General features: G+C 66.0%; 24 protein-coding genes and 1 pseudogene. 14 read left to right on the forward strand and 11 right to left on the reverse strand.

Features of this window, described 5'->3' with window-relative positions; translation table 11 throughout:
• Positions 1-175 precede the first annotated feature (175 nt).
• Positions 176-988: an IclR family transcriptional regulator gene (locus TVC13_RS12325; protein WP_422401482.1), complete on the reverse strand. Its 813-nt coding sequence runs from the start codon at positions 986-988 to the stop codon at positions 176-178.
• Positions 989-1,229: 241 nt separating this feature from the next.
• On the opposite strand from TVC13_RS12325, the gene TVC13_RS12330 reads away from it, so the two are divergent.
• From TVC13_RS12330 to TVC13_RS12345, 4 genes are read left to right on the forward strand one after another with little or no spacing between them, the layout of a single operon-like run.
• A complete protein-coding gene (locus tag TVC13_RS12330) occupies positions 1,230-2,045 on the forward strand; it encodes a 2-keto-4-pentenoate hydratase (protein WP_422401483.1) in 816 nt (271 codons plus the stop codon).
• A complete protein-coding gene (locus tag TVC13_RS12335; RefSeq protein WP_422401484.1) occupies positions 2,045-3,037 on the forward strand; it encodes an acetaldehyde dehydrogenase (acetylating) in 993 nt (330 codons plus the stop codon). Before TVC13_RS12330 ends, TVC13_RS12335 begins: the two co-directional genes overlap by 1 nt.
• Positions 3,038-3,039: 2 nt before the next feature.
• The gene (gene dmpG, locus TVC13_RS12340) at positions 3,040-4,050 is read left to right on the forward strand and encodes a 4-hydroxy-2-oxovalerate aldolase (RefSeq protein ID WP_422401485.1); all 1,011 of its coding nucleotides are present in this window, start codon (positions 3,040-3,042) and stop codon (positions 4,048-4,050) included.
• Between the two features lie 32 nt (positions 4,051-4,082).
• Positions 4,083-5,273, forward strand: a complete 1,191-nt coding sequence (locus tag TVC13_RS12345) for a flavin reductase (RefSeq protein ID WP_422401486.1) — start codon at positions 4,083-4,085, stop codon at positions 5,271-5,273.
• 41 nt (positions 5,274-5,314) lie between these two features.
• Here the strand turns inward: TVC13_RS12345 and TVC13_RS12350 are convergent, their stop codons facing one another.
• Positions 5,315-6,616: a TetR/AcrR family transcriptional regulator gene (locus TVC13_RS12350; RefSeq protein ID WP_422401487.1), complete on the reverse strand. Its 1,302-nt coding sequence runs from the start codon at positions 6,614-6,616 to the stop codon at positions 5,315-5,317.
• Positions 6,617-6,827: 211 nt separating this feature from the next.
• On the opposite strand from TVC13_RS12350, the gene TVC13_RS12355 reads away from it, so the two are divergent.
• A complete protein-coding gene (locus tag TVC13_RS12355) occupies positions 6,828-8,132 on the forward strand; it encodes a glutamyl-tRNA reductase (protein WP_422401488.1) in 1,305 nt (434 codons plus the stop codon).
• Positions 8,133-8,175: 43 nt separating this feature from the next.
• Here TVC13_RS12355 and moeB read toward each other — a convergent pair whose 3' ends face one another.
• Positions 8,176-9,351 carry a molybdopterin-synthase adenylyltransferase MoeB gene (moeB, locus tag TVC13_RS12360; RefSeq protein ID WP_422401489.1) on the reverse strand — a complete coding sequence of 392 codons (1,176 nt, stop codon included), beginning with the start codon at positions 9,349-9,351 and terminating at the stop codon, positions 8,176-8,178.
• A gap of 150 nt (positions 9,352-9,501) precedes the next feature.
• Here moeB and TVC13_RS12365 point away from each other — a divergent pair, with 150 nt between their 5' ends.
• The 3 genes from TVC13_RS12365 to TVC13_RS12375 are packed head-to-tail and all read left to right on the forward strand — an operon-like array spanning position 9,502 to position 10,695.
• Positions 9,502-10,116 (forward strand): TetR/AcrR family transcriptional regulator, encoded by a 615-nt coding sequence (locus tag TVC13_RS12365; protein ID WP_422401490.1) that lies wholly within the window; start codon positions 9,502-9,504, stop codon positions 10,114-10,116.
• 45 nt (positions 10,117-10,161) lie between these two features.
• Entirely contained in the window at positions 10,162-10,386 is a 225-nt protein-coding gene (locus TVC13_RS12370) for a DUF3107 domain-containing protein (RefSeq protein WP_325791789.1), read from the forward strand.
• Between the two features lie 6 nt (positions 10,387-10,392).
• Positions 10,393-10,695, forward strand: coding sequence for a hypothetical protein (locus TVC13_RS12375; protein WP_422401491.1), 303 nt, complete (start codon positions 10,393-10,395; stop codon positions 10,693-10,695).
• A gap of 3 nt (positions 10,696-10,698) precedes the next feature.
• Here TVC13_RS12375 and TVC13_RS12380 read toward each other — a convergent pair whose 3' ends face one another.
• Together TVC13_RS12380 and TVC13_RS12385 are read right to left on the reverse strand one after the other, a co-directional pair.
• On the reverse strand, positions 10,699-11,781 hold the full coding sequence (locus tag TVC13_RS12380) for a GDSL-type esterase/lipase family protein (RefSeq protein WP_422401492.1): 1,083 nt from the start codon (positions 11,779-11,781) through the stop codon (positions 10,699-10,701).
• 139 nt (positions 11,782-11,920) lie between these two features.
• Positions 11,921-12,646, reverse strand: coding sequence for a ferritin-like fold-containing protein (locus TVC13_RS12385; RefSeq protein ID WP_422401493.1), 726 nt, complete (start codon positions 12,644-12,646; stop codon positions 11,921-11,923).
• A 423-nt stretch (positions 12,647-13,069) separates the two neighbouring features.
• On the opposite strand from TVC13_RS12385, the gene TVC13_RS12390 reads away from it, so the two are divergent.
• Both TVC13_RS12390 and TVC13_RS12395 read left to right on the forward strand, forming a co-directional pair.
• Entirely contained in the window at positions 13,070-14,722 is a 1,653-nt protein-coding gene (locus tag TVC13_RS12390) for a DEAD/DEAH box helicase (RefSeq protein ID WP_422401494.1), read from the forward strand.
• 21 nt (positions 14,723-14,743) lie between these two features.
• The gene (locus tag TVC13_RS12395; RefSeq protein WP_422401495.1) at positions 14,744-15,721 is read left to right on the forward strand and encodes a DNA-methyltransferase; all 978 of its coding nucleotides are present in this window, start codon (positions 14,744-14,746) and stop codon (positions 15,719-15,721) included.
• Positions 15,722-15,753: 32 nt separating this feature from the next.
• On the opposite strand, the gene TVC13_RS12400 is transcribed toward TVC13_RS12395, so the two are convergent.
• A complete protein-coding gene (locus tag TVC13_RS12400) occupies positions 15,754-16,602 on the reverse strand; it encodes a PHP domain-containing protein (RefSeq protein ID WP_422401496.1) in 849 nt (282 codons plus the stop codon).
• Positions 16,603-16,723: 121 nt separating this feature from the next.
• Between TVC13_RS12400 and TVC13_RS12405 the strand changes: the two genes are divergently transcribed.
• Positions 16,724-18,295: an aminopeptidase P family protein gene (locus TVC13_RS12405; protein WP_422401515.1), complete on the forward strand. Its 1,572-nt coding sequence runs from the start codon at positions 16,724-16,726 to the stop codon at positions 18,293-18,295.
• A gap of 99 nt (positions 18,296-18,394) precedes the next feature.
• Here the strand turns inward: TVC13_RS12405 and TVC13_RS12410 are convergent, their stop codons facing one another.
• Complete coding sequence (locus TVC13_RS12410; protein ID WP_422401497.1) at positions 18,395-19,396, reverse strand: general stress protein; 1,002 nt, start codon at positions 19,394-19,396, stop codon at positions 18,395-18,397.
• Positions 19,397-19,518: 122 nt separating this feature from the next.
• Here TVC13_RS12410 and TVC13_RS12415 point away from each other — a divergent pair, with 122 nt between their 5' ends.
• Genes TVC13_RS12415 through TVC13_RS12425 form a run of 3 tightly spaced genes read left to right on the forward strand, consistent with a single transcriptional unit; the run spans position 19,519 to position 22,546 of the window.
• Positions 19,519-20,805: a magnesium transporter MgtE N-terminal domain-containing protein gene (locus tag TVC13_RS12415; protein WP_422401498.1), complete on the forward strand. Its 1,287-nt coding sequence runs from the start codon at positions 19,519-19,521 to the stop codon at positions 20,803-20,805.
• On the forward strand, positions 20,798-21,394 hold the full coding sequence (locus TVC13_RS12420) for a DUF1003 domain-containing protein (RefSeq protein WP_422401499.1): 597 nt from the start codon (positions 20,798-20,800) through the stop codon (positions 21,392-21,394). The genes TVC13_RS12415 and TVC13_RS12420 overlap by 8 nt, the downstream gene beginning before the upstream one ends.
• Positions 21,395-21,442: 48 nt before the next feature.
• Complete coding sequence (locus tag TVC13_RS12425) at positions 21,443-22,546, forward strand: P-loop NTPase (protein ID WP_422401516.1); 1,104 nt, start codon at positions 21,443-21,445, stop codon at positions 22,544-22,546.
• Between the two features lie 31 nt (positions 22,547-22,577).
• Here TVC13_RS12425 and TVC13_RS12430 read toward each other — a convergent pair whose 3' ends face one another.
• From TVC13_RS12430 to sigE, 4 genes and pseudogenes are all read right to left on the reverse strand, one after another.
• Positions 22,578-23,021 carry a Sec-independent protein translocase TatB gene (locus TVC13_RS12430; protein ID WP_422401500.1) on the reverse strand — a complete coding sequence of 148 codons (444 nt, stop codon included), beginning with the start codon at positions 23,019-23,021 and terminating at the stop codon, positions 22,578-22,580.
• A 50-nt stretch (positions 23,022-23,071) separates the two neighbouring features.
• Entirely contained in the window at positions 23,072-23,833 is a 762-nt protein-coding gene (locus tag TVC13_RS12435) for a hypothetical protein (RefSeq protein ID WP_422401517.1), read from the reverse strand.
• 57 nt (positions 23,834-23,890) lie between these two features.
• Positions 23,891-23,983 (reverse strand): annotated as a pseudogene (locus tag TVC13_RS12440) (zf-HC2 domain-containing protein); the annotation flags it as partial.
• Between the two features lie 5 nt (positions 23,984-23,988).
• A complete protein-coding gene (sigE, locus tag TVC13_RS12445; RefSeq protein ID WP_422401501.1) occupies positions 23,989-24,600 on the reverse strand; it encodes an RNA polymerase sigma factor SigE in 612 nt (203 codons plus the stop codon).
• Between the last annotated feature and the right edge of the window lie 290 nt (positions 24,601-24,890).

Consider the following 24,890-nt stretch of genomic DNA (forward strand, 5'->3'; position numbering starts at 1 on the left):
GGTCCGGCCGCACTGGCCGGACCAAAGCTGTGCACGGATACATGCCAACACAGCAAATAGAGCGGGGATGCAGCCGGCGTCTGCATCCCCGCTCTATTTGTGTTTCTGTTCCGCTTGGTTCTGTTCTGTTCTGCCGCCCTTGACCGCGGACCCGCGAATCCAGTCCTGGAGGATCCTAGACCCGGACCGGCTGGCGGAGCGGTTCGTTAGGGTACAGCGCTGCCGAAACCTGCCTGGCAACATGGAGGACCATTGGAGCTACCCGCTCCATCGGATCGCCGGCACGGCCGACGAGGGAGATACTGGCTACAGGCTCCCGTCTGTTCCTCACCGCGGCTGCCACGCAGGCAATACCAGGGAAGCTCTCTTCCGTCTCATAGGCGATGCCGCCCCGCTGGCGGACCCTGTTCAGATCGGCATACAGGGCGGCTTGGTCAGCAATGGTCCGCGGCGTAGCCGGCGCCAGCCCTTCCCTAAACAATTCGTCAACCCGTTCGGGATTCATCCAGGCCAGCATCGCTTTGCCAAGCGCCGTGGCATGGGCAGGGGCGCTGCCTCCCACCCGGGAAGGAACCGCCACCGCTGACGGGCCTCCGATCTTGTCCAGATAATGCACGCCTGCACCGTCCATGACAGCGAGGTGGGCGACCATTCCAGTGCGCACCGAGAGGCTGTGCAGCAGCGGGGCGGCCTCAGCCCGGAGCTGGCTGTGCCCATTGTCCAGGCCGGTGTACCTCAGCGATCTCCACCCCATTCCGTAACCCTCCGGGGTGTGCTCAAGCCACCCCATCTGGGTCAGCTGCTCCAGAATGCGGTGGGTAGTGGAGCGGGGAAGGTGGGCGCGGGCTGCGATTTCATCCAGCAGCAGCTTCCCGTTGCGCGGCTGGAACGCCTCCATGATCAGTGTCATGCGGGCAACCATCGACGGCGGAGTGCCGCCCGCTTCCTGCACCGGCAGGGCAGCCGGCGCCTGTGCCAGCGCACTCACCGGGGCCTCCGTGCAAAAGTGCGTTCGGGACGCCGCAGCGCCGCCTGAAAGGAGACATTCATCCTTGAACCTCCAATGACCTGTTTACGGCACCTGTGATGTGTGCCACTTCCAGCTTCACTGTACAGATCACTACAGGCGGACGCCAGAGCTTCATCCAAAAGTGCATCCCGCTCTCCGGGACTGCCGGGGCAGGGCTCCTGGCACGGCGGCATACTGAAGCCTCGATCAGGGAGAATTCATGACTGCAACCACCGACACAGCAACCGTGAGCCAGACGGATATTGCCGCCGTGGCCCAGCGGCTGCGCGTGGCCGAGAGCACCGGCCGGCCCATTGAACCCGTCCGCGATGCCCTTGCCCCAGGCGGCATCGCCGCGGCCTACGCCGTCCAGCGCACCAATGAAGACACGTGGACCGCCGAAGGCAGGCGCATAGCCGGACGGAAGATCGGGCTCACCGCCGCGTCGGTTCAGGCACAAATGGCAGTGAACCAGCCGGATTTCGGGGTGCTTTTCGCCGACATGTGCCTCGCCGACGGCGAGAGCATGGCAGCGGCGGACGTCTTGCAGCCGCGGATCGAGGCAGAGGTCGCGCTGGTACTCAAGAAGGATCTCCCCTATCCGGACACCACGGTGACCGAGCTGGCAGCAGCGGTTGATTATCTTCTGCCATCCATCGAAATCGTAGGGTCCCGAATCCGGAACTGGGACATTTCCATCCTGGACACCATCGCCGACAACGCTTCCTGCGGCCGGATCGTGACCGGCCTGAACCCGGTCCTCCCGTCTGCCGTAGACCTCGCCTCCGCGGGAATGGTGGTGGAGGTGAACGGCAAGGTGGTTTCTGTCGGCTCCGGCGCAGCCTGCCTGGGCCACCCCTACCGGGCTGCACTCTGGCTGGCCCGGCGGATGGCAGAGCTCGAAAGGCCCCTTCGGGCCGGAGAAATCGTGATGACCGGCGCCCTTGGGCCCATGGTCAGTTTCCCGCCCGGCACCAGTGCCGTGGCGAGCATCCAGGGACTGGGCCAGGTCCGCATCAACCAAGAGGAGAAATAGTGGCAAACACGCAAAACGCCGGAAACAGCGAGCGCTGGCCGGTAGCTGTCATCGGCCCCGGCAACATCGGCACCGATCTTATGATCAAGATCCTGCGCGGTTCCTCGCGGCTGGAAATGGGAGCCATGGTGGGCATTGAGCCCGATTCCGACGGCCTGCGCCGGGCAGAGAGCATGGGTATCCCCACGACCTCCGACGGCGTGCGCGGGCTGCTGGAAATGCCGTCCTTCAAGGACATCCGCGTGGTCTTCGACGCCACCAGCGCCTCCGCCCATGCGGCGAACTGGGAGCTCCTGCGCAATACCGGAGTGCGGGTCCTGGACCTGACCCCGGCCGCCGTCGGCCCGTACTGCATTCCCGTGGTCAACCTCCAGGACCACCTGGATGCACCCAACCTGAACATGGTCACCTGTGGAGGCCAGGCAACCGTTCCCATGGTTGCCGCCGTCTCCCGGGTGGCACCGGTGAGGTACGCGGAGATTGTCTCCTCCGTCTCCTCCCGCTCCGCCGGCCCGGGCACCCGTGCGAACATCGACGAGTTCACGGAAACCACTTCACAGGCACTGGTGCATGTGGGCGGGGCCCAGGAAGGCAAGGCGATCATCATCATGAATCCCGCTGAGCCGCCCATGCTTATGCGCAACACTGTCTACTGCCTCGTCGAAGGAACCCCGGACCACGCGGCAATCGAGGCTTCCGTACTGTCCATGGCCGCTCAGGTCCAGGAATACGTTCCGGGCTACAAGCTCAAGCAGGCTGTGCAGTTCGAGGTCTTCGGCACAGGCAACCCCCTGCACCTGCCCGGCTCCGGAAGCTTTACCGGCACCCGGGTCACCGTGATGCTCGAAGTCACGGGGGCGGCACATTATCTGCCCGCCTACGCCGGCAACCTGGACATCATGACCTCCGCAGCCAAGGCAGTCGCCGAGCGCTGGGCCGAGCTGGCCGGGGTTGGAGATCACAGCAGCACACCGGCAATGCAGGAGGCATAAGAATGGCAAAGCTCTATATCTCGGATGTCACCCTGCGTGACGGCATGCACGCGATCCGCCACCAGTACACAGTTGACCAGGCGGTTTCCATCGCCACGGCCCTGGACGCTGCCGGTGTCGCTTCCATCGAAGTGGCACACGGCGACGGCCTCAACGGCTCCTCCTGCGTGTACGGTTTCGGCGCCCACACGGACCTCGAATGGATCTCTGCCGTAGCCGCGGCCGTCAAGCAGGCCAAGGTGGCGACGCTGGCCCTGCCGGGCATCGCAACCATCCACCACCTCAAGGATGCCCGCAGCGCGGGAGCCTCCGTGGTGCGCGTCGCGACCCACTGCACCGAGGCGGATGTCTCCGCGCAGCACATTGCAGCGGCACGCGAGCTGGGGATGGACACAGTCGGGTTCCTCATGATGTCCCACATGTCCCCCGCAGCGGACCTGGCTGCCCAGGCCAAGCTGATGGAATCCTATGGCGCCACGTGCATCTATGTCGTGGACTCCGGCGGTGCACTGACCATGCCCGGTGTCGCCGAGCGGGTTGATGCCTTCCGCCAAGTCCTGGATCCCGCCACTGAAATCGGTATCCACGCCCACGAGAACCTCTCACTCAGCGTCGCCAACTCGCTTACTGCCGTCGAACACGGCGCCACCCGGGTCGACGCTTCCCTTGCCGGGATGGGGGCCGGGGCAGGCAATGCGCCGTTGGAAGCCTTCATCGCCGCAGCGGACAAATTTGGCCTGGAACACGGCTGCAGCCTGCCCGCCCTCATGGACGCCGCAGACGACCTGGTCCGTCCTTTGCAGGACCGCCCGGTTCGGGTTGACCGCGAAACCCTTTCCCTGGGCTACGCCGGCGTATATTCGAGCTTCCTGCGCCATGCCGAGGCCGCAAGCGGCCGCTACGGGATTCCGACCACGGACATCCTGATGGAACTGGGCAAGCGCCGGATGGTCGGCGGCCAGGAAGACATGATCGTGGACGTGGCGCTGGACCTCCTGGCCCAGCGGCACTAACAGGCGAATCAACGTTTCTGAAAGGACAAGCAATGACCGCTGTCAGCACGCCAGAGCGTTCGCCGTCGGGCAGCCCGGTGGACTTCCGCAACGTACTGGGCCATTTCCCCACCGGTGTCGTACTCATTACCGGAATCGCCGACGACGGGTCACCGGTTGGAATGATCGTCGGTTCCTTCACCTCAGTTTCCCTCGATCCGCCGCTGGTCGCCTTCCTGCCCACACTGGCTTCCCAGACCTTCAAGAAGCTGCGTACCGCCGGCTCCTTCTGCGTGAACGTCCTCGCGGCGGATCAGGAGGACCTGTGCCGGCGCTTCGCGGGCCGGGCTGAGGACAAGTTCGCCGACGTTAACTGGTCCCCGTCACCGTCGGGGGCTCCGGTGCTCGACGGAAGTGTCGCCTTCATCGACTGCACGTTCGATTCGATCAACGACGCCGGCGACCACCACATTGTGATCGGTGCGGTGCAGGTCCTTGAGGTGCTCCGCCCGGTGGCGCCGCTGCTCTTCTTCCAGGGCGGCTACGGCCGTTTCGCTCCCATGTCCATCAGTGCAGCCTTCGATGCCGATCTGATTGCCGGGGTTCGCCTGGCAGAGCGCGGGCGGGTCGAATTTGAGCACCTGGCCGACAGCCTCGGTGCAGAGTGCACCGCCATGGCAGTTATCAGCGACCAGATGGCGGTGACCGTGGCGGCCTTCGGTGCATCGGCGTCCGCTGCCCGGATCGGTGAACGGATTCCGCTGATGCCGCCCATGGGTGAGCTGTGCCTGGCATGGGAGGATACGGCTGCGATTGAGCGCTGGCTTGCCCGCGCCGTTCCCAGTGACGAGTGCACGCCCGAGCAGTACCGCGGACGCCTGGCCACTGTGCGGGACCGCGGATGGTCCATCACCATGCGCGGGAGCTACCGGGATGAGGAAGTCTACGAAGCTCTGCGCGAGTATTCCTCCGGCTGCTATACGCCGGCACAGGAACGACGGATCCGGGAGATTATCTCCCGGACCTCCAGCAGCTACGCTCCGGTGAGCCTTGAACCGGGGCAGAGCTACGACGTCGACTCCGTTCTGGCTCCCGTTCGTGATGCTGCCGGAAAAGTGCGGCTGGTGCTGCGGCTCTCCGGCCTTCCGGGGCCGGCCTCTGCCGAATCGATCCGAGCCTGGGCGCGGCAACTGATGCAGACTGCCCACAGCGCTGAATCCCTGCTGGGAACCGGCGCCAAGTAACCACCCCCTCCGCCGGCCGCATCCGCCCGGCGGAGGGGTGCCTAAGCTTTCTGCCCGGCCAGCACAGCAGCCCGGAACAGAGCCGCGCAGACCAGATCGGTCAGCAGCTCCGGATCCCAAGGCTGGCCGTCAATCTGCCTGCTGAGCATCAACCCCTCCAGAAGCCTGAATAGGCACTCAGATAAGTAGGCTGGCAGCAGGGCCAGATCCGGCTGTTCCTCCGGGAGAACCGTCCGGAACCACTGCGTGGTCATGTCCTGCATGTCCTGCAGCACCTGTTCAAGACGGCGGCGTTCGGCCTCCGGCACCGCACCCCGCTGCAACAGCAGGAGCAGGCCCAGGCGCAGGACGGAAGTTCCGGTAGCGAACCCCGCAACCGTCGGCAGCAGAACGCCTTTGAGTACCGGGGCCCAGTTTCCGTCCGCCGGGCGGGATACAAAGACCGGGCGCCCTTCCTCCCAGCGCCGGCAGGCGTCGGCCACCACCGAGGCCAGCAGCTCATCCTTGTCCTTGAAGGACCAGTAGAGCGAACTTGCGGGCAGCCCCGCTTTCTCACAGACCCGGGCAACCGTTACACCGCCGTACCCTGATTCTTCAATGGTTTCTTCAGCAGCCCTCAGGAAGGCCTCCCGGGGACCCGCCGGCTCCTCGCCGCTGCTCTTCGGACGCGGCGCGGACGCGCTGGAGGTTTCGGCTAACCTGCCCGGTTCCAGTCCCCGTTGCGCTAACCTGTCCGCGGCGGCATCAAGGCATCCGGCCAGCAGCCAGGTGACCCATCGCTCATCCAACGCCTCCGATCCGCGCCGGCGGATGAAGGAACTGTCCCGGATGGCCACCGTCAACCGGCCCATCAGGACGCCGGCTTCCTGCCGGCGTTCCATGCCTTCGGGCAGGGAGCGCTCCCACCACTGTCCCAGCCAGGTGAAGCTCTCACTGCGGATTTGCAGGAATCTGGTGCGGGTAACCGATTCCGTCTGAGGGCGCACTACGGCGAGCTGAAGGCCGAAGCGCCAGTAGTCCATCCCTTCATCCGCCGGAGGGAAGGCTAGGAGCTTAGCAAAGAGATCCTCGCGTCGTGATTCCAGCGGGCCGGAATCCAGCCAGTTGGGAGTGCCCTGCGCCTGTACCCGGAAGGCACGCTCCAGCGCGGCGGAGAGCAGCTGGTCCTTGTCCGGGAAATGCCAATAGATGGAACTGGCGGAAAGTCCGGTGGCCTGGCGGATCATTGAGACTTTCGTTCCCTCATAACCGTGGCGTGCGGCCAAGGCAATCGCCGCATCCAGGATGAGTTCCCTGGTCCGCTGCCCCTGGGGATTGGGCCGGTCGGTCTTGCGCTGCGCCAATTGCCACCTGCTGTTCTCCGATTTGTCCACCTGCCGTGCCTGCCTGAGCCTACTCATAATCGGCCCGCCGGCGCTCCCCCGATCCCGCCAGGCGGGTCGCACGCCGGCACTCCGGGCCGGTGCTTCAAAGGGGAAAGTGCGGCCCAAATCACCTGTGACCGGCGTCGCGAATAACACCGTTTGGCTTCACAGTGGCTAGTATTAAGCCACTGTGGTTCTCTTATCCCTCATCGCAACCCATTCTGACGTAGACCTTGAAACTGTCGCCCGGCTTAGTGCGGGTGCGCCCAAGGTCCCTTCCTCCCTGCTGGAAAACGGCCCCGCCGTCGCAGGTGCCGTAGTCCTGGCCACCTGCAATCGCTTTGAGGTGTACTGCGAGGCCCGTTCGGAGGCAGACGTCGAAGCCGCCCGCTCCGCAGCCATCGCCGAGATCAGCCGGCACTCCGGCCTGGACGAGGACCTGGTTTCCCGTTCCTTCACCACCAACACTGGACAGGACGTCGCCAAGCACCTCTTCGCCGTCGGCGCCGGCCTGGACTCCGCCGTAGTGGGAGAACGCGAAATCGCCGGCCAGGTACGCCGCGCGCTGATTGAAGCCCAGGAGAAGGGAACCGCCAGCGGAACCCTCACCCGGCTGTTCCAGACCGCTTCCCGCACTGCCAAGGATGTCGGCGCCCTGACCGCCCTGGGCAAGCGCGGCCTTTCGATTGTCTCGGTAGCCCTTGAACTGGCCACCGACCTCTCCGTCGACGCCGACTGGCGAAAGAAGGCAGTTGTTGTCTTCGGTACCGGCGCCTACGCCGGAGCCACCATGGCCCTGCTCAAGGAGCGCGGCTGCACCGACATTTCCGTCTACTCCTCCTCGGGACGCGCCGAATCCTTTACGGCTTCCCGCGGCGGCACCGCACTGGACCGGGATTCGCTCGGTGACGCTGTTGCCCGCGCCGACGTCGTCATCGGCTGTTCAGGTTCGGAGAACCAGGTCAGCGCGGATGATATTGCCCGTGTACGCGCCGGCTCCGTGAACCCGCTGATCATGATCGACCTCGCCCTGACCCACGATTTCGATCCGGCTGTCCGCGAGCTTGAGGGCGTGGACCTGATCACCCTTGAATCCGTCCGCCTGGCCGCCCCGGCCGAGCAGGCCGAGTCCCTGCAGCAGGCCAACCGGATTGTCACCGACGCGGCCCAGGCGTTCTCCGAAGCGCAGCTCAGCCGCGAACTCGACTCCGCGATCGTCGCGCTGCGGCGCCACACCCTGGGTGTCCTGGACAAGGAACTTGAAAAGGTCCGGGCCCAGCACGGCTGCACCGGCGCTGCCGAGGAAGTCGAATTCGCGATGCGGCGGATGGTCAAGGCCCTGCTGCACGTCCCGGCGGTCCGTGCACGGGAACTCGCTGCCAGCGGCCAGCAGGAAGATTACATCCGCGGCCTTGAAGCCATCTACGGCCTCACTGTGGACCAGCCGCAGGAAAAGCCGAAGGACGACTCAGAAGATACGGCCAAGTCCGCCTAGCAGAAGCGCGCCGGCTCTGCCCCGGTCCTGTCCCGTGCCTTGGTCAGTAAACCGGTTTGTCCGGCTCCACCGTGCGGACCCACTCCAGGATCCCCCCGTCTACGTTGAAGGCGCGGTCGTATCCTTTGCCGCGCAGGAACGCGGTCACTTCCGCTGACCTGCCGCCGGACTTGCAGTGGATATACACGGTGCGTCCCGGTTCCGGCAGCTCCTCGCCGGCAAGAATGCGTGCCCGCGGAACCAGCTGCGCGCCGTCGATGCTCACGATCCGGTGTTCGCCGGGCTCCCGGACGTCGATCAGGTCGAAGTCTGTTTGTCCCGCCGTTCGTTCCGCGAGCAGGCCGGCCAGTTCCGCGGCGCTGATACCCGGGACAGCCGCCGGGGCTTCCGTTCCCCGCCCGCAGAAGAGCTGGTAATCGACGAGTTCCGTGATCGGTTCCCGTTCGGGATCCCGCCGCAGACCCACCTCGCGCCAGCTCATGTCGGACGCGTTGAACACCAGCAGCCGGCCCAGAAGCGTGCGCCCGGTTCCGGTGATGAGCTTGATGGCCTCGTTGACCATGACCGAACCGATCTGCGCGCACAGCACTCCCAGCACGCCTCCCTCCGCGCAGGAGGGAACCGAGCCGGGAGCCGGCGGTTCGGGATACAGGTCCCGGTAGGTGGGCCCGTGCGTGGACCAGAAGACGCTCACCTGGCCGTCAAAGCGCAGGATGGAGCCCCAGACGCACGGTTTGTCCAGGATCTCCGCAGCATCGCTGATGAGGTAGCGGGTGGCGAAATTGTCCGTTCCGTCCAGGATGAGGTCGTAGCCGGAGAAGATTTCAAGCGCGTTGCGCTCATCCAGCCGGACTTCGTGGAGCACCACTTCCACCAGGGGGTTCAGGGCGTGGACACTGTCCCGGGCGGACCGCGCTTTGGAGGTCCCGACGTCGTGCACCGAGTGGATAACCTGCCGCTGCAGGTTGGACGTATCCACGGAATCATCATCGAGAATCCCCAGGGTGCCCACCCCTGCCGCAGCCAGATAGAGCAGCGCCGGTGATCCAAGTCCCCCGGCGCCGATGACCAAAACCCTGGCATTCTTCAGCCGCAGCTGCCCTTCCTCCCCAAACCCCGGCAGGATCAGGTGCCTGGAGTAGCGTTCCTTCTCCTCCCTGCCCAGCCCGGGAGCCGGTGCGGTGAGGGGCGGCAGGCCGGATGCCATCTCGATGCTCATGGCACCAATCTATGCCCCCGGCAGGGCTCGTTCGAGTGTCTTCGCCGTCCGGGGCGGCACGGGTTGCCTTCCCCCTCGGTTACCCGCAGGTAAACTGGTGTCCTATGACCCGGATTACTGCCCGGGCGAAGTTGGAGAGGTCCCAAACACGTGAGCAATCAGCCCGCCGGCAAGTCCACCCGGCTCCCCCGGGAAGAGCGGCGCCGGCAGCTGATGCGGGCAGCGCAGGAAGTTTTTGTCAGCCGCGGCTTCCACGGAGCGGCGATGGACGAAATCGCTGATACTGCACAGGTCAGCAAGCCGGTGCTCTACCAGCACTTTCCCGGCAAACGGGAGCTCTACCTCGCCCTGCTGGACGACCATCTGGGCACCCTCACACAGTTTCTCCAGACCGCGCTGACCTCCACCACGGACAACAAGCTGCGTGTCCGGGAGACCATGCGGGCCTACTTCCGCTTTGTGGCCCAGGACAGCCAGGGCCATAGGCTGGTCTTCGAGTCGGACCTGACCAGCGATGACGAGGTCAGTTCACGGATTGAGGAGTTCAACGCACGGTTCGCCAGCGACATCGCGGACGTCATCGCAGAGGACACCAAGCTCTCCCACATCGAAGCCACCCTGCTCGGACGGGCGCTGGCCGGAATGGCCCAGGTCAGCGCACGGTACTGGCTTGAAACAGACGGACACCTGGACATCGATGCGGCCAGTGAGCTGGTCTACCGTTTAGCTTGGCGCGGAATCAGCCGGTTCCCCAAGGAAATCTAGAGTAGATTCATCCCACTTGAGTTCATTTAAACAGGAGGCACCACGGTGGAAGTAAAGATCGGTATCCAGAACGTCGGACGCGAGATCGTGTTCGAGTCCGGGCAGAGCGCGGACCAGGTCGCCGACACCGTCGCCGAAGCAATCAAGGGCTCCAAGGAGCTGCGTCTGACAGACGAAAAGGGACGCCTCATCATCGTTCCCGCCGGAGTCATCGGTTACGTTGAAATCGGCGCCGAAGAAGTCCGCCGCGTCGGATTCGGCGCCCTCTAGCGCACCATGGGCGAAGTGCTGCTTGCTGCCGCCGCAACGGCGGCAGCAGGCTTTATCGTCTGGGGTTCCGACCCCCGCCGGAGCACCTACGGCATCCTCCTGCTGCCGGGAATCTCCCTGGCAGCAGGACTGGCCGTCTGGATCATCCTGCAGTTTACGCCGGCCGTCACCAGCGCCGCGTTTTCCTGGCTGACCTGGGCTCTGCCAGTGCTCGCCGGCCCGGCAGCCGCTGTCGCGGCGGCCCTCCTGACGGTCTCCCGACGGCTGCCGCGGGACAACGCCGAGCGCGCGCGGATCCTGAAACTCTAGCTCTCAGCCGCTCTTCGGCCGGTCCAGGACCGCTTTCAGTTCCTGCGCAAACCGGGGCGCGGCGGCGTCGTGCCCCGCTTTTCCCATATGAAGGCCATCATCCAGCTTCGAGTCCAGCGAGTAACGCTTCCACCAGTCCTTGGGGCTGAGGAAATCAAGTCCCTGCTCAGCGGCGACCCGGGCCAGCAGGTCATCGATCTCCGCCCGGCGGCCCTTGCCGTCTCCAATGACGCCAACCATCACCAGCCGGGTGTGCGGATAGGTGCGTTTCAGTTCCCGGATCAGCTGCACGGCATTGTTCCTGATCTCCGCGTTCGCCGGCCCGTATGCATCGTTGCCGCCGCCCTGAATGATGACCAGACCGGGGTTTCCCCAGGGCAGCAGCCATTCCTCGGCCTCGAGCGCCTCCGGGTAATTGTCCACCGTGCCGTTTCCCCTGGTGTAGCCCGTGCCGCCCGCGCCAAGGATGACAGGCTTATAGCCCAGTGCGGACAGTCCCTTGCCCACCCAGGTATCCGGCCCGGCCTGTGAATCCCCGATAACCACGGCCGACTGCTCCACGGACGGGTCGTAGGACATGATCCTGCCGACCCGCGGCGCGAACATCAGCGTGCCCTTCTGGAAATCTGTGCGGAAGTCCCCGCCAAAGCTGTACTCGGATGTTACCGGCCAGCCCAAAGACCGCACCGACGATTTCCACCGGTCGAAGATCTCCGTGCGCAGGGCACGTATTCCGGTTTCCGGAGACCAGACAAGGGTTTCGGCGCCGTAGGAGAAGTGGCAGCCGGGGGCTGGCACGGAACACTCCGGAGCGGCGGCGGGTTCGGGCAGCGGGCGGCCGGCCTCAGCACGGGCCTGCACAAATTTCTCCAGCGCCGCCCAGGCATCCGCCGGGACGCCCTGCGGGGGCGGGGCAGCCGCTTCAGGTTCACCGCGCGGCAGGTCCGGCACGGGCACCGGTGCGGCGGCCGCCGGGAGCGGCTGCTGCGCCGGCAGGGCTCCGCAGCCGCCCAGAGCAGCCAGTGTTCCAGCTGCCAGCGCGGCGCCTGCGATTCGGCGCAGCAGACCGCTGGACTCCGACCTCATGCTGCTCCCCGGATGTTACCTGCAAGGCTTTTTACTTCACGGCCCGTACGGTCGGCCCGCATGGCACAGACCCAACGCTACAGGCGCCCGGCGCCGGCACGGCGGAACCCCCGCAGGGAATCGCCGCAGCCCGTCCGGATCAGGCAGTCAGTCCCAGCAGCGACATCCGCCGGGAGTGGTTGCGGGTGAGCTGGCTGAAGAGTTCGCGGATCTGCGCGTCATATTCTTCGCGGCTGAGGAACCCGTCCAGTCCCTGCGGCAGTGCCCGCTCAATCACTACGCGCTGGGCCTGGGTGAGGGCCTCCCCCACCAGGCGTCGTCCCCAAAGGGCCAGGCGTGAGGCAAGCCGGGGATCGTCCTTCAGCGACTCCTGCAGCCGGACAAAGAGCACTTCCCCCGGTGCCTCGCTGCCGGTCATCTGCAGGGATGCGATCAGCTCCGCGCTGGCAGGATCCAGGCGGGAACCAAGCGCGGCATAAAAGTCGTCGGAGATAGCGTCCGTGACGTAGAACTTCATCAGGGATTCGTGCCAGTCCCCGGGCCGGGTGCGGTCGTGGAACGCGTCGACGGACTGCTGGAAGGGCGCCATGGCGTCCTCCGCATTGATGCCCATGGACTCCAGGTAAGCCGTGACCCGCTCGAAATTGTCATACTCGCGCACTGCCAGCCTGCCCAGGGCAGCACGGTCCCGCAGGCTGGGAGAGAACCGGGCATCGGAAGACATGCGCTCGAAAGCGGACAGTTCACCGTAGGCAATGACGCCGAGCAGGTCCGAGAGGAACTGCCGGTATGCCTCCGGGGTGCCGGGTGCTGTTCCGAAGGCCGTACTGTGCCCTGTTACCGGTGCTGCGTTATTCTCGCTCATATACCCAGCGTACCGGTGTGTCCGGGCTCTCATTCCCTTTGCCCGCGGCGGTGTCGCTGCAGCCAACATGCTGGCCAGCCACCCTTCAGAACTCGCTGTGGAAACCTAATGCGGGCCGTCAGGGCTGTACCGGGTAGACTGGAAGGGTAGTAAATGGATGCCCGGTCGTTTCCACGTTCTTGAAACCTTCATGAAACGCCGGTTGGAGACACTAACCAGCCGGTTGTGAGACCCGCAATACCTACGCGAACTTGATATTTTCCGGCCGCTGCCTTTGCCGAATGCAGTTGGAGTGGCCAGCAGTCCTTAGCCCGCGATCGGCTTCCGCTGGACGCATCATCTGCGCGCCATCCGCTCCGGGATGGGCCCTATGCCCTCTCGTCGAGCGCGGCACCGCAGAATGCCTAACTGAACGGTATGTAATTGAACACTGAACTTTCCCAGGTCAGCGACGCGCAGCTGACCGCAGATGACAGCAATGAAGAACTCGAAGTCACCGAGACCATCGCAACGACGGATGCCGCGGCCGAAATCCCCGAACTGACGTTCGCAGATTTTGGTGTCCGGTCCGACATCGTCGAGTCCCTCGCCGACGCCGGCATCACGCACCCCTTCCCGATCCAGTCGATGACCCTGCCGGTCGCCCTGGGCGGCCACGACATCATCGGCCAGGCCAAGACCGGCACCGGCAAGACCCTCGGCTTCGGCATCCCGGCGCTGCAGCGGGTCATCGGACCGGAGGATGAAGGCTACGCCGACCTGGCTGTACCCGGCGCCCCGCAGGCGCTGATCGTGGTCCCCACCCGTGAGCTCGCGGTGCAGGTGGCCGGCGACCTGACGACGGCGGCACGCCGCCGTGGCGCACGAATTGTCACGATCTACGGCGGCCGCGCCTACGAGCCCCAGATCGAGGCGCTGGAAGCCGGCGTGGAAATCGTCGTTGGCACCCCCGGCCGCCTGATCGACCTGTACAACAAGAAGCAGCTCTCCCTCAAGAACGTGCGCATCGTTGTCCTGGACGAGGCCGACGAAATGCTGGACCTGGGCTTCCTGCCCGACGTCGAGACACTGATGGCAGCGACCCCGGCAGTTCGCCAGACCCTGCTGTTCTCGGCCACCATGCCCGGCGCCGTCGTCGCCATGGCCCGCCGCTACATGACCAAGCCCACCCACATCCGCGCCGCGGATCCCGATGATGAGGGCCTGACGAAGAAGGACATCCGCCAGGTTGTCTACCGGGCCCACAACCTGGACAAGAGCGAAGTCGTTTCCCGGATCCTGCAGGCCCGCGGCCGCGGCCGCACCATCATCTTCACAAAGACCAAGCGCACCGCGGCGAAGCTGTCCGAGGAGCTCGTGGACCGCGGCTTCGCCGTCGCCGCAATGCACGGTGACCTTGGCCAGGGTGCCCGCGAACAGGCCATGCGCGCCTTCCGCAACGAGAAGGTCGACGTCCTGGTTGCCACCGACGTAGCAGCCCGCGGCATCGACGTTGATGACGTCACCCACGTCATCAACTACCAGTGCCCCGAAGACGAGAAGACCTACCTGCACCGCGTCGGCCGTACCGGCCGCGCAGGCAACAAGGGCACTGCCGTCACCTTCGTGGACTGGGACGACGTCCCCCGCTGGGGCCTGATCAACAAGGCCCTGGGCATGGACCAGGCCGAGCCGGTGGAAACCTACTCGTCCTCACCGCACCTGTACACCGACCTGGACATTCCCGAGGGAACCAAGGGCCGCCTGCCGCGCAACAAGCGTGTACTGGCAGGTATCGACGCGGAGAAGCTCGAAGACCTCGGCGAGACCGGCAAGTCCGGCGGACGCCGCGCACCCCGTTCCGATTCGGGACAGCGCTCCGGTGGCCGTTCCTCCGACCGCGCACGCGGTTCTGACCGTGCCCGCGGCTCCCGTGAGGGTTCGGGCGATGGAGCCCGCCGCAGCCCGGAGAAGGCCGCTGAGGCACCCGCCGCAGCTGCCGGTGAGACCGCAAAGGCGGACCGGCCCCGCCGGAACCGCAGCCGTACCCGCCGCCGCAACGGTGAGGTAGTCAGCAAGGCACCCGCCGCCGAGTAGGCCGGGATCACCTCCACACGGATGAGCACACCTAACTGGACGCCGGACGGCGGGTCGCTGATAGTCCACGCAGACAATGCGGACTATTTGCCGACCCTGCCGGACGGCTCCTTTACCCTGATCTACGTCGATCCCCCGTTCAATACCGGCCGGGCCCAGCGCCGGCAGCAGACCACCATGGTCCGAAGCGTCGAGGGCACCGGCGACCGGACGGGGTTCAAGGGCCGCAGCTACACCACGGTCAAGGGCCTGCTCTCCAGTTACGATGACGCGTTCGAGGACTACTGGGCGTTCCTGGAACCCCGCATGGCCGAAGCATGGCGCCTGCTGGCCGACGACGGCACCCTCTACGTGCACCTTGACTACCGCGAGGTGCATTACGTGAAGGTGATGCTGGATGCCCTCTTCGGGCGGGACTGCTTCCTGAACGAGATCATCTGGGCCTATGACTACGGCGGCCGGGCCAAGAACCGCTGGCCCGCCAAGCACGACAACATCCTGGTCTATGTAAAGAACCCTGCCGCCTACCACTTCGACAACGCCGAGGTGGACCGGGAGCCGTACATGGCCCCGGGTCTGGTGACACCGGAGAAGGTGGCGCTGGGCAAGCTGCCCACGGATGTCTGGTGGCACACCATCGTCTCCCCCACCGGGAAGGAAAAGACCGGTTACCCGACGCAGAAGCCCGAAGGCCTGCTGCGCCGTGCCGTAGCTGCCTCCAGCCGCGAAGGCGACTGGGTGCTTGATTTCTTTGCCGGCTCCGGGACGCTGGGAGCGGTGGCGGACAAACTGGGCCGCCGGTTTGTGTGTGTCGATGCCAATCCGCAGGCGATCGAAGTCATGGAACGCCGGCTTGGCCATGCCGCGCAGGTGCTGGTTCCGGCGAAGCCCAAACGGGTCCGGACCCGGCGCGCTCCTGCCGCGAAGGCGGCAAAGGCCGCGGAAGCCCCCGCCCCCGCAGAAACCGCGGAGCCGGGAACAGAGCCAGCCGCGCTCTAACCGCCGGGGAACAACATTTCCTGAACGCTTCCCTAAGGACGGATGACGGGCGTACCCGTGCCGAGTTCCTCGATACGCTCCAGCACCTCGGGGCTGGTGGTGTTCTCCCCCAGCAGATTCGGCTTGCCGGTTCCGTGGTAGTCGCTGGACCCGGTTACCAGCAGCGAGTGCTCCTCGGCGAGCTGTCGGAGATAGGCGCGGCCGTCCTCCGGGTTGTCCCGGTGCTCGATCTCCAGCCCTGCCAGTCCGGCGTCGATCATCTGTTTGTAGGTCCGCTCCCCCACCACACGTCCCCGCGAGGATGCTTCCGGATGGGCGAACACCGGCACGCCGCCTGCCTCGCGGATCAGCCGCACGGCGTCGGCCGGGTCCGGCGCGTAATGCGCCACGAAATACCGCGAGCGTGCGGTCAGAATTCCGGTGAACGCTGCTGACCGGTTCGGCACAACCCCTGCCGCGACCAGGGCGTCGGCAATATGCGGCCGGCCAATCGTGGCGCCGGGAGCGACTTGTTCCTGTACATCTGCCCAGCTGATCGGATAGTCCTCGGCCAGCCGTTCCACCATGCGCTCTGCCCTGCTTACCCGGGCCGACCGTGACTTCGCGATTTCGGCCAGCAGACCGGGGTGGGACGGGTCGTGGAGGTAGGACAGCACGTGCACGCTGATGCCTTCATCCGTGCGGCAGGAAACCTCCATGCCGGGAATGAAGACCAGCCCCAGCATGCGGGCTGCATCGGCTGCCTCTCCCCAACCGGCGGTGGAGTCGTGGTCGGTCAGCGCTACGGCGTCCAGTCCCGCAGCCGCCGCTGAAGCCATAACGGCCCCGGGTGCCTCGGTGCCGTCGGAGACATTGGAGTGGGTGTGCAGGTCGATTCTCACACTTCCAATCTACGCGGTTCCCTGCACGGATCCGGTGCGGGCACCCCGGGACGCACGGTGCATGTTTGGCCCTGTTAACCGGCGGTGAGAGCATATACGGGTGAGTACTGAAGCCAATTCCATGAACCCCGCCGAGTCCGGCCTTGAGGAACTGTCCGAGGGACAGCCCCTTGAGGACCGCGTGAACAACCGTTCCCAGCGCCCTACGTCGCAGGCGTTCAAGGACTTTATGTCCTCCGGCTGGGCGTCCGCGTCCGATGAGCTTCCGGAGCAGTCCGCTGTGGCGCCGCACGCTGCCGCCCGGCGCCGTGCACTCTCCGAGCGCTTTAAGGGTGAGCGCCTGGTGATTCCCGCCGGCCCGCTGAAGGTCCGCTCCAATGACACCGACTACCGGTTCCGCCCGCACTCCGGATTCGCCCACCTCACCGGCCTGGGCCTGGACCACGAGCCCGACGCCGTCCTGGTCATGGAGCCCGTGGAAGAAGGAACCGGCGACGACGGCGGCCACCACACTGCCACCCTGTACTTCCGCCCGCTGGCCGGCACGGACAGCGAGGAGTTCTACTCAAACGCCCGCTACGGTGCGTTCTGGATCGGTTCCCGCCTGGGCCTGGAACAGGTCAGCGCGCTGGTTGGCCTGCGCACCCGCGACCTCTCCGAAGCCGAAACCGCCATCACGTCCAATGTGGGCGATCCGCAGTTCGGCGGCGTTTCCGTCCGGCTGCTGCGCAAGGTTGACGAGATGGTCGACGCCCTGGTGGACACCGTCCGCTACAACACGGCCATGGACCCGGAGAACATGGACTTCAGTGCGCTCGATGCACGGGATGAAGAGCTCACCGAAGCCCTCTCCGAACTCCGCCTGGTCAAGGATGCATGGGAAGTCGAGCAGATGCGGGAGGCCGTCGCAGCCACCGTGAACGGCTTCACCGAAGTTGTAAAGATCCTTCCCCGCGCCATCACCCATCCGCGCGGGGAGCGTGTTGTCGAGGGCGCCTTCTTCGCCCGCGCCCGGGAGGAAGGCAACGACCTGGGTTATGACACCATTGCCGCGGCCGGCAACAACGCCACAGTGCTGCACTGGATCCGCAATAACGGCGAGGTGAAGGCCGGAGACCTGCTGCTGCTGGACGCCGGAGTGGAAGCCGACAGCCTCTACACTGCGGACATCACCCGCACCCTGCCGGTCAACGGCACCTTCTCCGAGGTCCAGCGCCGCGTCTACCAGGCAGTGCTCGACGCCGCCGACGCCGGCTTTGCAGCCGCCCGGCCCGGCAACAAGTTCCGCGACGTGCACGCCGCAGCTGTCCGGGTGCTGGCCGAGCGCCTGCAGGAGTGGGGCCTGCTGCCCGTGCCGCTGGAGGAAGCCCTCTCCGAAAACGGCCAGCAGCACCGCCGCTGGATGCCGCACGGCACCAGCCACCACCTGGGCCTGGACGTGCACGACTGCGCGCAGGCCCGCCGCGAGCTCTACCTGGACGGCATCATCGAAGAAGGCATGGTCTTCACCATCGAGCCCGGCCTCTACTTCAAGGAAGAGGACCTGACCATCCCCGAGGAGTACCGCGGCATCGGTGTGCGCATCGAGGACGACGTCCTGATCACTGCCGACGGCGCCGAGAACCTCAGCGCTGCGCTGCCGCGCGACCCCTCCGACGTCGAGGACTGGATGGCCGGCATCTACGCTTCCTAGCCTTCCCTCCCACCGAGATGACAGAAACTGCCCGTTTGGAGCTCCAAACGGGCAGTTTCTGTATGTTCGGGAAGTGAACTGGCGGAAGGAACAGAGCAGCTAGCGGTCTTCCCCGGGCGTACGCGGAGTGTCCTCGCGGGGATCGGATTCGTCCGGGCGTGGCTGCTCAGCGGATACGGGCTGTTCCGTAGATCCGGGCTGCTGATGCGCTCCGCCCTGGGGTGCTTGCTCCGGAGCCGGGCCGGCGGGCTGCTGGCCCTGCGGAGCCGGCTGGGCCGGCGCCTGCTGGGCGGCAGGCAGGCGAACCCCGTAGCGCGGGCGGCCATCAGGCAGGTCAGGGAACTGGCCGCGCGGTGTGCCCGACGCCGCTGCCGGCTGCGGTGCCGCCTGCTCCTGGCCGGCGTTCGGCTGGACCGGAACCGAATGCGCGCCGGCTTCCGGACCCGCACCCGGTGCTGCCGGTGCGCCGTCGCCTCGTCCCGCACTGCGGGTGCCATAGGGGTCGGCCCAGGAGGAAGGCCGCTCCGGAGCCTGGCCGGCATACGGCGGCTGCTGCTGGTAGGGAGGCTGATAAGGCTGTCCCGACGGCGGCGCCGGGTGCCCGCTCTGACCCACCATGGGCAGCTGGGAAAGCAGGCGACGGGCCTCGTTAGCTGCTTCCGGGGCCACAATCACGTCGTAGCTGGTCGCGATGACCTGGCTCGTTGACGTGAAGTCGCGGCGGCCGCGCTGGAAGGCATAGGCCAGAACACCGAAGAGCAGCCAGAAGATGGCGCCCAGCGCCATGGAAGGAATCAGCGAAAGATAGGAGTCGCCCCCGCCGAAGAGCATCAGTGCAAGGCCCACGAAAAGGCCGAACCACGCACCGGTTGCTGCACTGGACATCGCCACGCGCGGATAGGTCAGCCGGCCGGTCACCCGTTCCACGGACTTCAGTTCATTGCCCACGATGCTCACCAGGTGGACGGGGAACTTCGAATCCGCCAGGTAGTCGACCGCCTTCTGGGCGTCCAGGTAAGCCGTGTAACGGCCCACCAGCTCACCCCTGGGAAGAGTTCGTCCGGGGTCCCGCTGCGATGAGGCGCCAAATAGGTTCGACATTCCCCTATTCTTTCGCAGTTACGGGGATTGTGGACCAATGTATCGCTGGCAGTGAACGCTCCCACGCCAAGTGCGGCCGTTCGAATGCGCCGAAGACGCCGCCGCCAAGTAGCCTAAGTAGGGTGAGCACTAATCCTACGCGCGTCTTTATTGCACGGCTGCTGGGCCTGGATGTCTTCGACCCCCTGGGCGACAGGCTGGGCCGCCTCCGCGATGCCGTGGTGCTGGACCGCGGGGCAGGCCGCCCGCCCCAGGCCGTGGGCATCGTCGTCGAGGTTCCCGGCAAGAAACGCGTCTTTGTGCCCATCACCCGCATCACCTCGATGGATCCGAGCCAGATCATCTGCACCGGCCTGGTCAACCTGCGCCGTTTCCAGCAGCGCGGGGCCGAAATGCTGGTGGTCGCTGAACTCTTCGACAGCCGCGTAGTCCTGGCCGACGGAAGCGGTGAAGCAACCGTCGAAGACATCGCCATTGAGCAGAACCGTGCCGGTGACTGGCACGTTTCAAGTCTTTTCGTGCGGCGCGGCGGAGGCGGGTCCCGGCTGCGCGGCCTGCGCCGGCGCGGTGAGCTGCTGATTATCGAGTGGCCCGAGGTAGGCCACTGGGACATCACCGGCCCGCAGGCAGCCACCCAGTTCGTCGCCCAGCACGACGACCTCAAGCCCGCCGACTTCGCGGAGGCACTGCATGAAATGAGCGGCAAGCGCCGCATCGAAGTGGCCAGCGAACTGCAGGACGAACGCCTCGCGGACGTGCTGCAGGAACTGCCCGACGACGACCAGGTGCAGATCCTGCAGTCCCTGGACGTTGAGCGTGCTGCCGACGTCCTGGAGGAAATGGATCCCGACGACGCCGCTGACCTGCTCAACGAGCTTCCCGAGGAGCAGAAGGAAGAACTCCTGCAGCTGATGGAACCGGAAGACGCCCGGGATGTGCGCCGGCTCCTGCAGTATGAAGAGGACACCGCCGGCTCACTGATGACTCCGGTCCCGGTGATCCTGCCGCCGGAAGCAACAGTGGCCGAGGCCCTGGCGCACGTGCGGCGGGAGGAACTCACCCCCGCCCTCGCGTCCTCAATCTACGTCTGCCGTCCCCCGCTGGAGACGCCCACGGGACGCTACCTCGGCGTCGTGCACATCCAGCAGCTCCTGCGCACCGCTCCCCCGGAAGCGCTGGGCAACATCCTCGATACCGACCTTGAGCCGGTGCGGGACTTCGCGAACATCGCCGAGATCTCCCGGATGCTGGCAACGTACAACTTGAACTCGCTGCCGGTAGTCAACGACACCGGACGCCTGGTGGGAGCAGTGACGGTCGACGACGTCCTGGACCACCTGCTCCCGGATGACTGGCGTGCCTCCGAAGACACCGGCCCCATAATGTGGCAGGGAAGGAAGAATGGCTGAGAAGAACCGCCCCCGCACTGACGGCCTCGACACTCCGCGCACCGCCCGAACCAGGTGGTTCCCCCGGCTGTCCCCCAACCCCGATGCCTTTGGCCACGCCACGGAGAACTTCGCCCGGTTTATGGGCACCCCGCAGTTCCTGCTCTACATGACGGTGTTCTGCGTTGTGTGGCTCGTCTGGAACACGTGGGGACCTGAGCCGCTGCGGTTCGACAGCGTCGCCCTGGGCTTCACCCTGCTGACCCTGATGCTCTCCCTGCAGGCTTCCTATGCGGCTCCCCTGCTGCTGCTGGCGCAGAACCGCCAGGACGACCGGGACCGGGTCTCCATGCGGCAGGACCGCGAACGTGCCGAACGGAACCTGCTGGACACCGAATACCTCACCCGCGAGATCGCCGAGCTGCGCATCGCGCTGCGGGAAGTCGCCACCCGCGACTACGTCCGCTCCGAAATCCGCGGGCTTCTCGAGGAACTCCTCGAAGCCAATGACAACCGAGAAGACGGCCAGCGCCGCAGCACCCGCCGCCGCGGCCAGGACGGCAGCACAACTCCGCCGTCCAAAGCCACCTCAGGTGCAGGAGAAGACTAAGCAGTGCCCGAATCAAACGAACATCTGGCGGAACTGGCCCGGGCGGCCATGGAACGGGTCATCGACCCGGAGCTGCGCCGCCCCATCACCGAACTCGGCATGCTGCGCAGCGTGGAGGTCGACGGCGCCGGCAGCGCCCGCATCGGCGTTCTGCTCACCATCGCAGGCTGCCCGCTGCGCGGAACCATTACCGCCGACGTCGAACGTGAACTCGCCGGCGTACCCGGCATCACCTCCGTGCACGTCGACTTGGACGTCATGAGCCCCGCACAGCGCGAGGAGCTCAAGGAGAAGCTGCGCGGCCCCGGAGGCACCCGCGGCATACCCTTCAGCCGTCCGGGTTCCCTGACAAAGGTCTATGCCGTTGCCAGCGGCAAGGGAGGCGTGGGCAAGTCCACCGTGACCGTGAACCTGGCAGCGGCCATGACAGCCTCAGGGCTGCGCGTGGGAGTGGTCGACGCCGATGTGCACGGCTTCTCCGTCCCGGGCCTGCTGGGCATCACGGCACCGCCCACCCGGGTAGACGAGATGATCCTTCCTCCGGTGGCCTACGGCATCAAGACGATCTCCATCGGCATGTTCCTGGACAAGAACCAGCCGGTCGCCTGGCGCGGGCCGATGCTGCACCGTGCCCTGGAACAGTTCCTCACCGACGTCTATTTCGGCGACCTGGATGTACTGCTGCTGGACCTGCCGCCGGGAACGGGAGACATCGCGATTTCCGTCGGACAGCTGCTGCCCGCTTCAGAGATCCTGGTGGTTACCACCCCGCAGGCTGCCGCAGCCGAGGTCGCGGAACGCGCCGGTACCGTAGCGGCCCAGACCGGGCAGAAGGTGGCGGGCGTCATCGAGAACATGTCCTGGCTGGCACTGCCCACCGGCGAACGCATGGAGCTCTTCGGCTCAGGCGGCGGCGAACTGGTCTCGCAGCGCCTGGGCACCGTCCTCGGCTATGACGTTCCGCTCCTGGGCAGCATCCCGCTGGATGTGCGGCTGCGCGAGGGCGGGGATGCCGGGCTTCCGGTAGTTCTGGACGAAGCAGCTGCCGGGCCGGATACGGCCGGGGGCGAACTCCGCCGCATCGCTGCCGTGCTGGCGGGACGGCCCCGCGGCCTGTCCGGGCTGAACCTGTCGGTGACCCCGCGCAGCTAGTCCCGGGTGCCGCAGTGGCGCAGGTCCCGGGCTAGGTTGCTTCGGCGTCGAACGGAGCACGCTCGCCGCTGCCCAGGCGCTCAATGCGCTGCACGGGAGGCGGCGGGGCGGCAGCTGTCCGCACAGGAGCAGCGGCAGCCGGGGATTCAGCCCCGGTCCGGACGGGTGCCTGCCGGGCAGATCCGTTGCTGCGGGCAGTAGCCGGGCGGACGGCGTCCTCAACGTCGTCGAGCAGCGCTTCCTTGATAATCCGCCGTGGGTCGTACTGGCGGGGGTCGAGCTTGCGCCAGTCCACCTCGTCGATTTCCGGGCCGACTTCTTCGCGCAGCTGTTCGCGTGCCCCGGTAGCCATCCGGCGCAGTTCGCGCACAAGCCGGGCCAGCTGGGAAGCGTATTCGGGCAGGCGTTCGGGACCGAGAATAGCCACGGCGAGGATCGCCAGGATGATCAGCTCATAGCCGTTAATTCCGAACACTTTTGAAGGTTACCTTTTCCCGCTGGACAAGGGCCACTTTGCAAGTGGACTCAAAGTGAACGTCCCGCACCGGCAAGCATGGCCAGGCCGTGCAGAACCCGGTCCACTGCCCCGGAATCCGGGTCCCTGGCGGGCACCAGCAGGCGGGCGGACTCGCTCAGGGAGAGTTCTCCCACAACTGAAGACAGGGTTTCTTCCGGGACTGAAGTGGCCAGAGTATAAGTAACATTCCGCGCGGAGAGCACTGCCTCGCCGGGACGGGACTCGTCATGCCAGACGAGCGGGGCAGTTTCCGTCGCTCCGGAGGAGGCACTGAACCCCTCCTCCGCCACAGGTTTGCCCGTGACAGCGTGCAGGACCTGGGGGTTGGCATCTCCCTGCCGCGGGCGCTGCTCGTAGACCGTGATGCTCTCGCCGTTGCGGGTCAGTTCCAGAGCCACGGCCGGATGCCCTGCCACCTGCAGGGTGCGGGCCGAGGCAAGCGTGAAGCCCAGCTCGGTAAGTTCCGGGCAGGACCATCCGGAAGCACGCAGATGTTCGACTTCCTCGTTGGAAAGGCTGCGCTGTTCTGCCAGCTGGTTCCAGCCCGCCAGAAGGTGGGCCTGCTGCGGAGCGGACAGTGGTTCCTCGGCGAGGCTTCCCAGCACATAGGCACCGGCCAGCACAAAACCAGAGACCATGGTCAGGATTCCGCCGATCGCCACGGCGTAGCGTCCCCGTCCCCGTCCAGCCTGGGTCTGGTGTTCCACCGCGGCGGCACTGTCTGCCACGATCCGGCTGGCCAGGTCCTCACGCGGAGAGGGCACCTTCATGGCCCTCATTCTGCTGCGCAGGCGGCGTTCCTCCTCCACCAGGCACCGGCACGCAGCGCAGCGCGAAAGGTGGGCCTGGACTGCGGCACGTCGGCGTGCCGGCAATTCTTCGTCCAGGAATTCACGGAGGTGGCGTTTGGGGTGGCGCATATGCTCTAGCTGGCTCCTGCCACGCGGGGAAGCTTCAGGCCCACTGAGGGGGCACGGCGCTGGGCCGGGTCCCGGTGCGCCAGCTTTTCCTTCAGCATGCTGCGGCCGCGGTGGATACGGGAGCGGACCGTGCCGAGCTTCACGCCCAGGGCATGAGCCACCTCGTCATAGGAAAGCCCTTCGAGGTCACAGAGAACGACGGCGGCGCGGAAGTCCGGCGGCAGTTCCTCCAGGGCACGCTGGATATCCACGTCCAGGTTGTTGAACTCGAAGCTGCGCTCTGGGCCGGGGCCCTGGCTGGGCAGCCTGCTTTCCGCTTCTTCGCTCATGCCGTCGAACCGGATGCGGCTGCGGCGCCGCGCCTGGTCCAGGAAAAGGTTGGTGGTGATGCGGTGCAGCCAGCCGTCCAGGGTTCCGGGCTGGAAATTGGCAAGGGAGCGGAAGACGCGGACAAATACTTCCTGGGTGAGGTCCTCGGCGTCGTGCTTGTTGCCGGTTAGCCGGTAGGCCAGGCGGTAAACCTTGGCAGAGTGGGTTTCCACCACTTCCTGCCAGGTCGGACGCACCCAGTCAGTTTCCGCAGGTGTTTCAGCAGCAACGTCCAGTGTCCCCGTCACGGTCTTCCTCCCTTCGCAACGTAATCTGCGGCCCGCAGGAATCGCTCATGCACCGCTGCAGGCTGGCGATCGTCAGTAGGTTCACCATCCATGTTTGCGCATATTTCTGGGAGTTCGCTGTTAGCACGCCACGTGGAGGGAGACAAGTGGGCGAGGGCAATCTTTCGGCCTCCCGCTGACGGCGCCGCGCACGGAGCGCGGCTGGGCGGAAACAGGCCCCAGTGGCCTTAAGCTTGTATTGCCGCAGTGCCCGCCGCGGAACCAGCAGCGCCCCGCCTGTTTCCTCCGGC

It is taken from the genome of Arthrobacter sp. 3Tela_A, assembly GCF_049311025.1.
In the GTDB taxonomy this organism is placed as follows: Bacteria; Actinomycetota; Actinomycetes; order Actinomycetales; family Micrococcaceae; genus Arthrobacter_B.

What these genes read in the sequence shown, in the direction of transcription:
- dmpG (WP_422401485.1), top strand. Translation starts at nt 3,040, where the DNA reads ATGGCAAAGCTCTATATCTCGGATGTCACCCTGCGTGACGGCATGCAC.
- TVC13_RS12420 (WP_422401499.1), top strand. Translation starts at nt 20,798, where the DNA reads ATGGCTGAGAAGAACCGCCCCCGCACTGACGGCCTCGACACTCCGCGC.
- TVC13_RS12375 (WP_422401491.1), top strand. Translation starts at nt 10,393, where the DNA reads ATGGGCGAAGTGCTGCTTGCTGCCGCCGCAACGGCGGCAGCAGGCTTT.
- TVC13_RS12385 (WP_422401493.1), bottom strand. Translation starts at nt 12,646, where the DNA reads ATGAGCGAGAATAACGCAGCACCGGTAACAGGGCACAGTACGGCCTTC.
- TVC13_RS12410 (WP_422401497.1), bottom strand. Translation starts at nt 19,396, where the DNA reads ATGTCGAACCTATTTGGCGCCTCATCGCAGCGGGACCCCGGACGAACT.
- TVC13_RS12395 (WP_422401495.1), top strand. Translation starts at nt 14,744, where the DNA reads ATGAGCACACCTAACTGGACGCCGGACGGCGGGTCGCTGATAGTCCAC.
- TVC13_RS12380 (WP_422401492.1), bottom strand. Translation starts at nt 11,781, where the DNA reads ATGAGGTCGGAGTCCAGCGGTCTGCTGCGCCGAATCGCAGGCGCCGCG.
- TVC13_RS12405 (WP_422401515.1), top strand. Translation starts at nt 16,724, where the DNA reads ATGAACCCCGCCGAGTCCGGCCTTGAGGAACTGTCCGAGGGACAGCCC.
- moeB (WP_422401489.1), bottom strand. Translation starts at nt 9,351, where the DNA reads ATGAGCATCGAGATGGCATCCGGCCTGCCGCCCCTCACCGCACCGGCT.
- TVC13_RS12435 (WP_422401517.1), bottom strand. Translation starts at nt 23,833, where the DNA reads ATGAAGGTGCCCTCTCCGCGTGAGGACCTGGCCAGCCGGATCGTGGCA.
- TVC13_RS12425 (WP_422401516.1), top strand. Translation starts at nt 21,443, where the DNA reads ATGGAACGGGTCATCGACCCGGAGCTGCGCCGCCCCATCACCGAACTC.
- TVC13_RS12345 (WP_422401486.1), top strand. Translation starts at nt 4,083, where the DNA reads ATGACCGCTGTCAGCACGCCAGAGCGTTCGCCGTCGGGCAGCCCGGTG.
- TVC13_RS12330 (WP_422401483.1), top strand. Translation starts at nt 1,230, where the DNA reads ATGACTGCAACCACCGACACAGCAACCGTGAGCCAGACGGATATTGCC.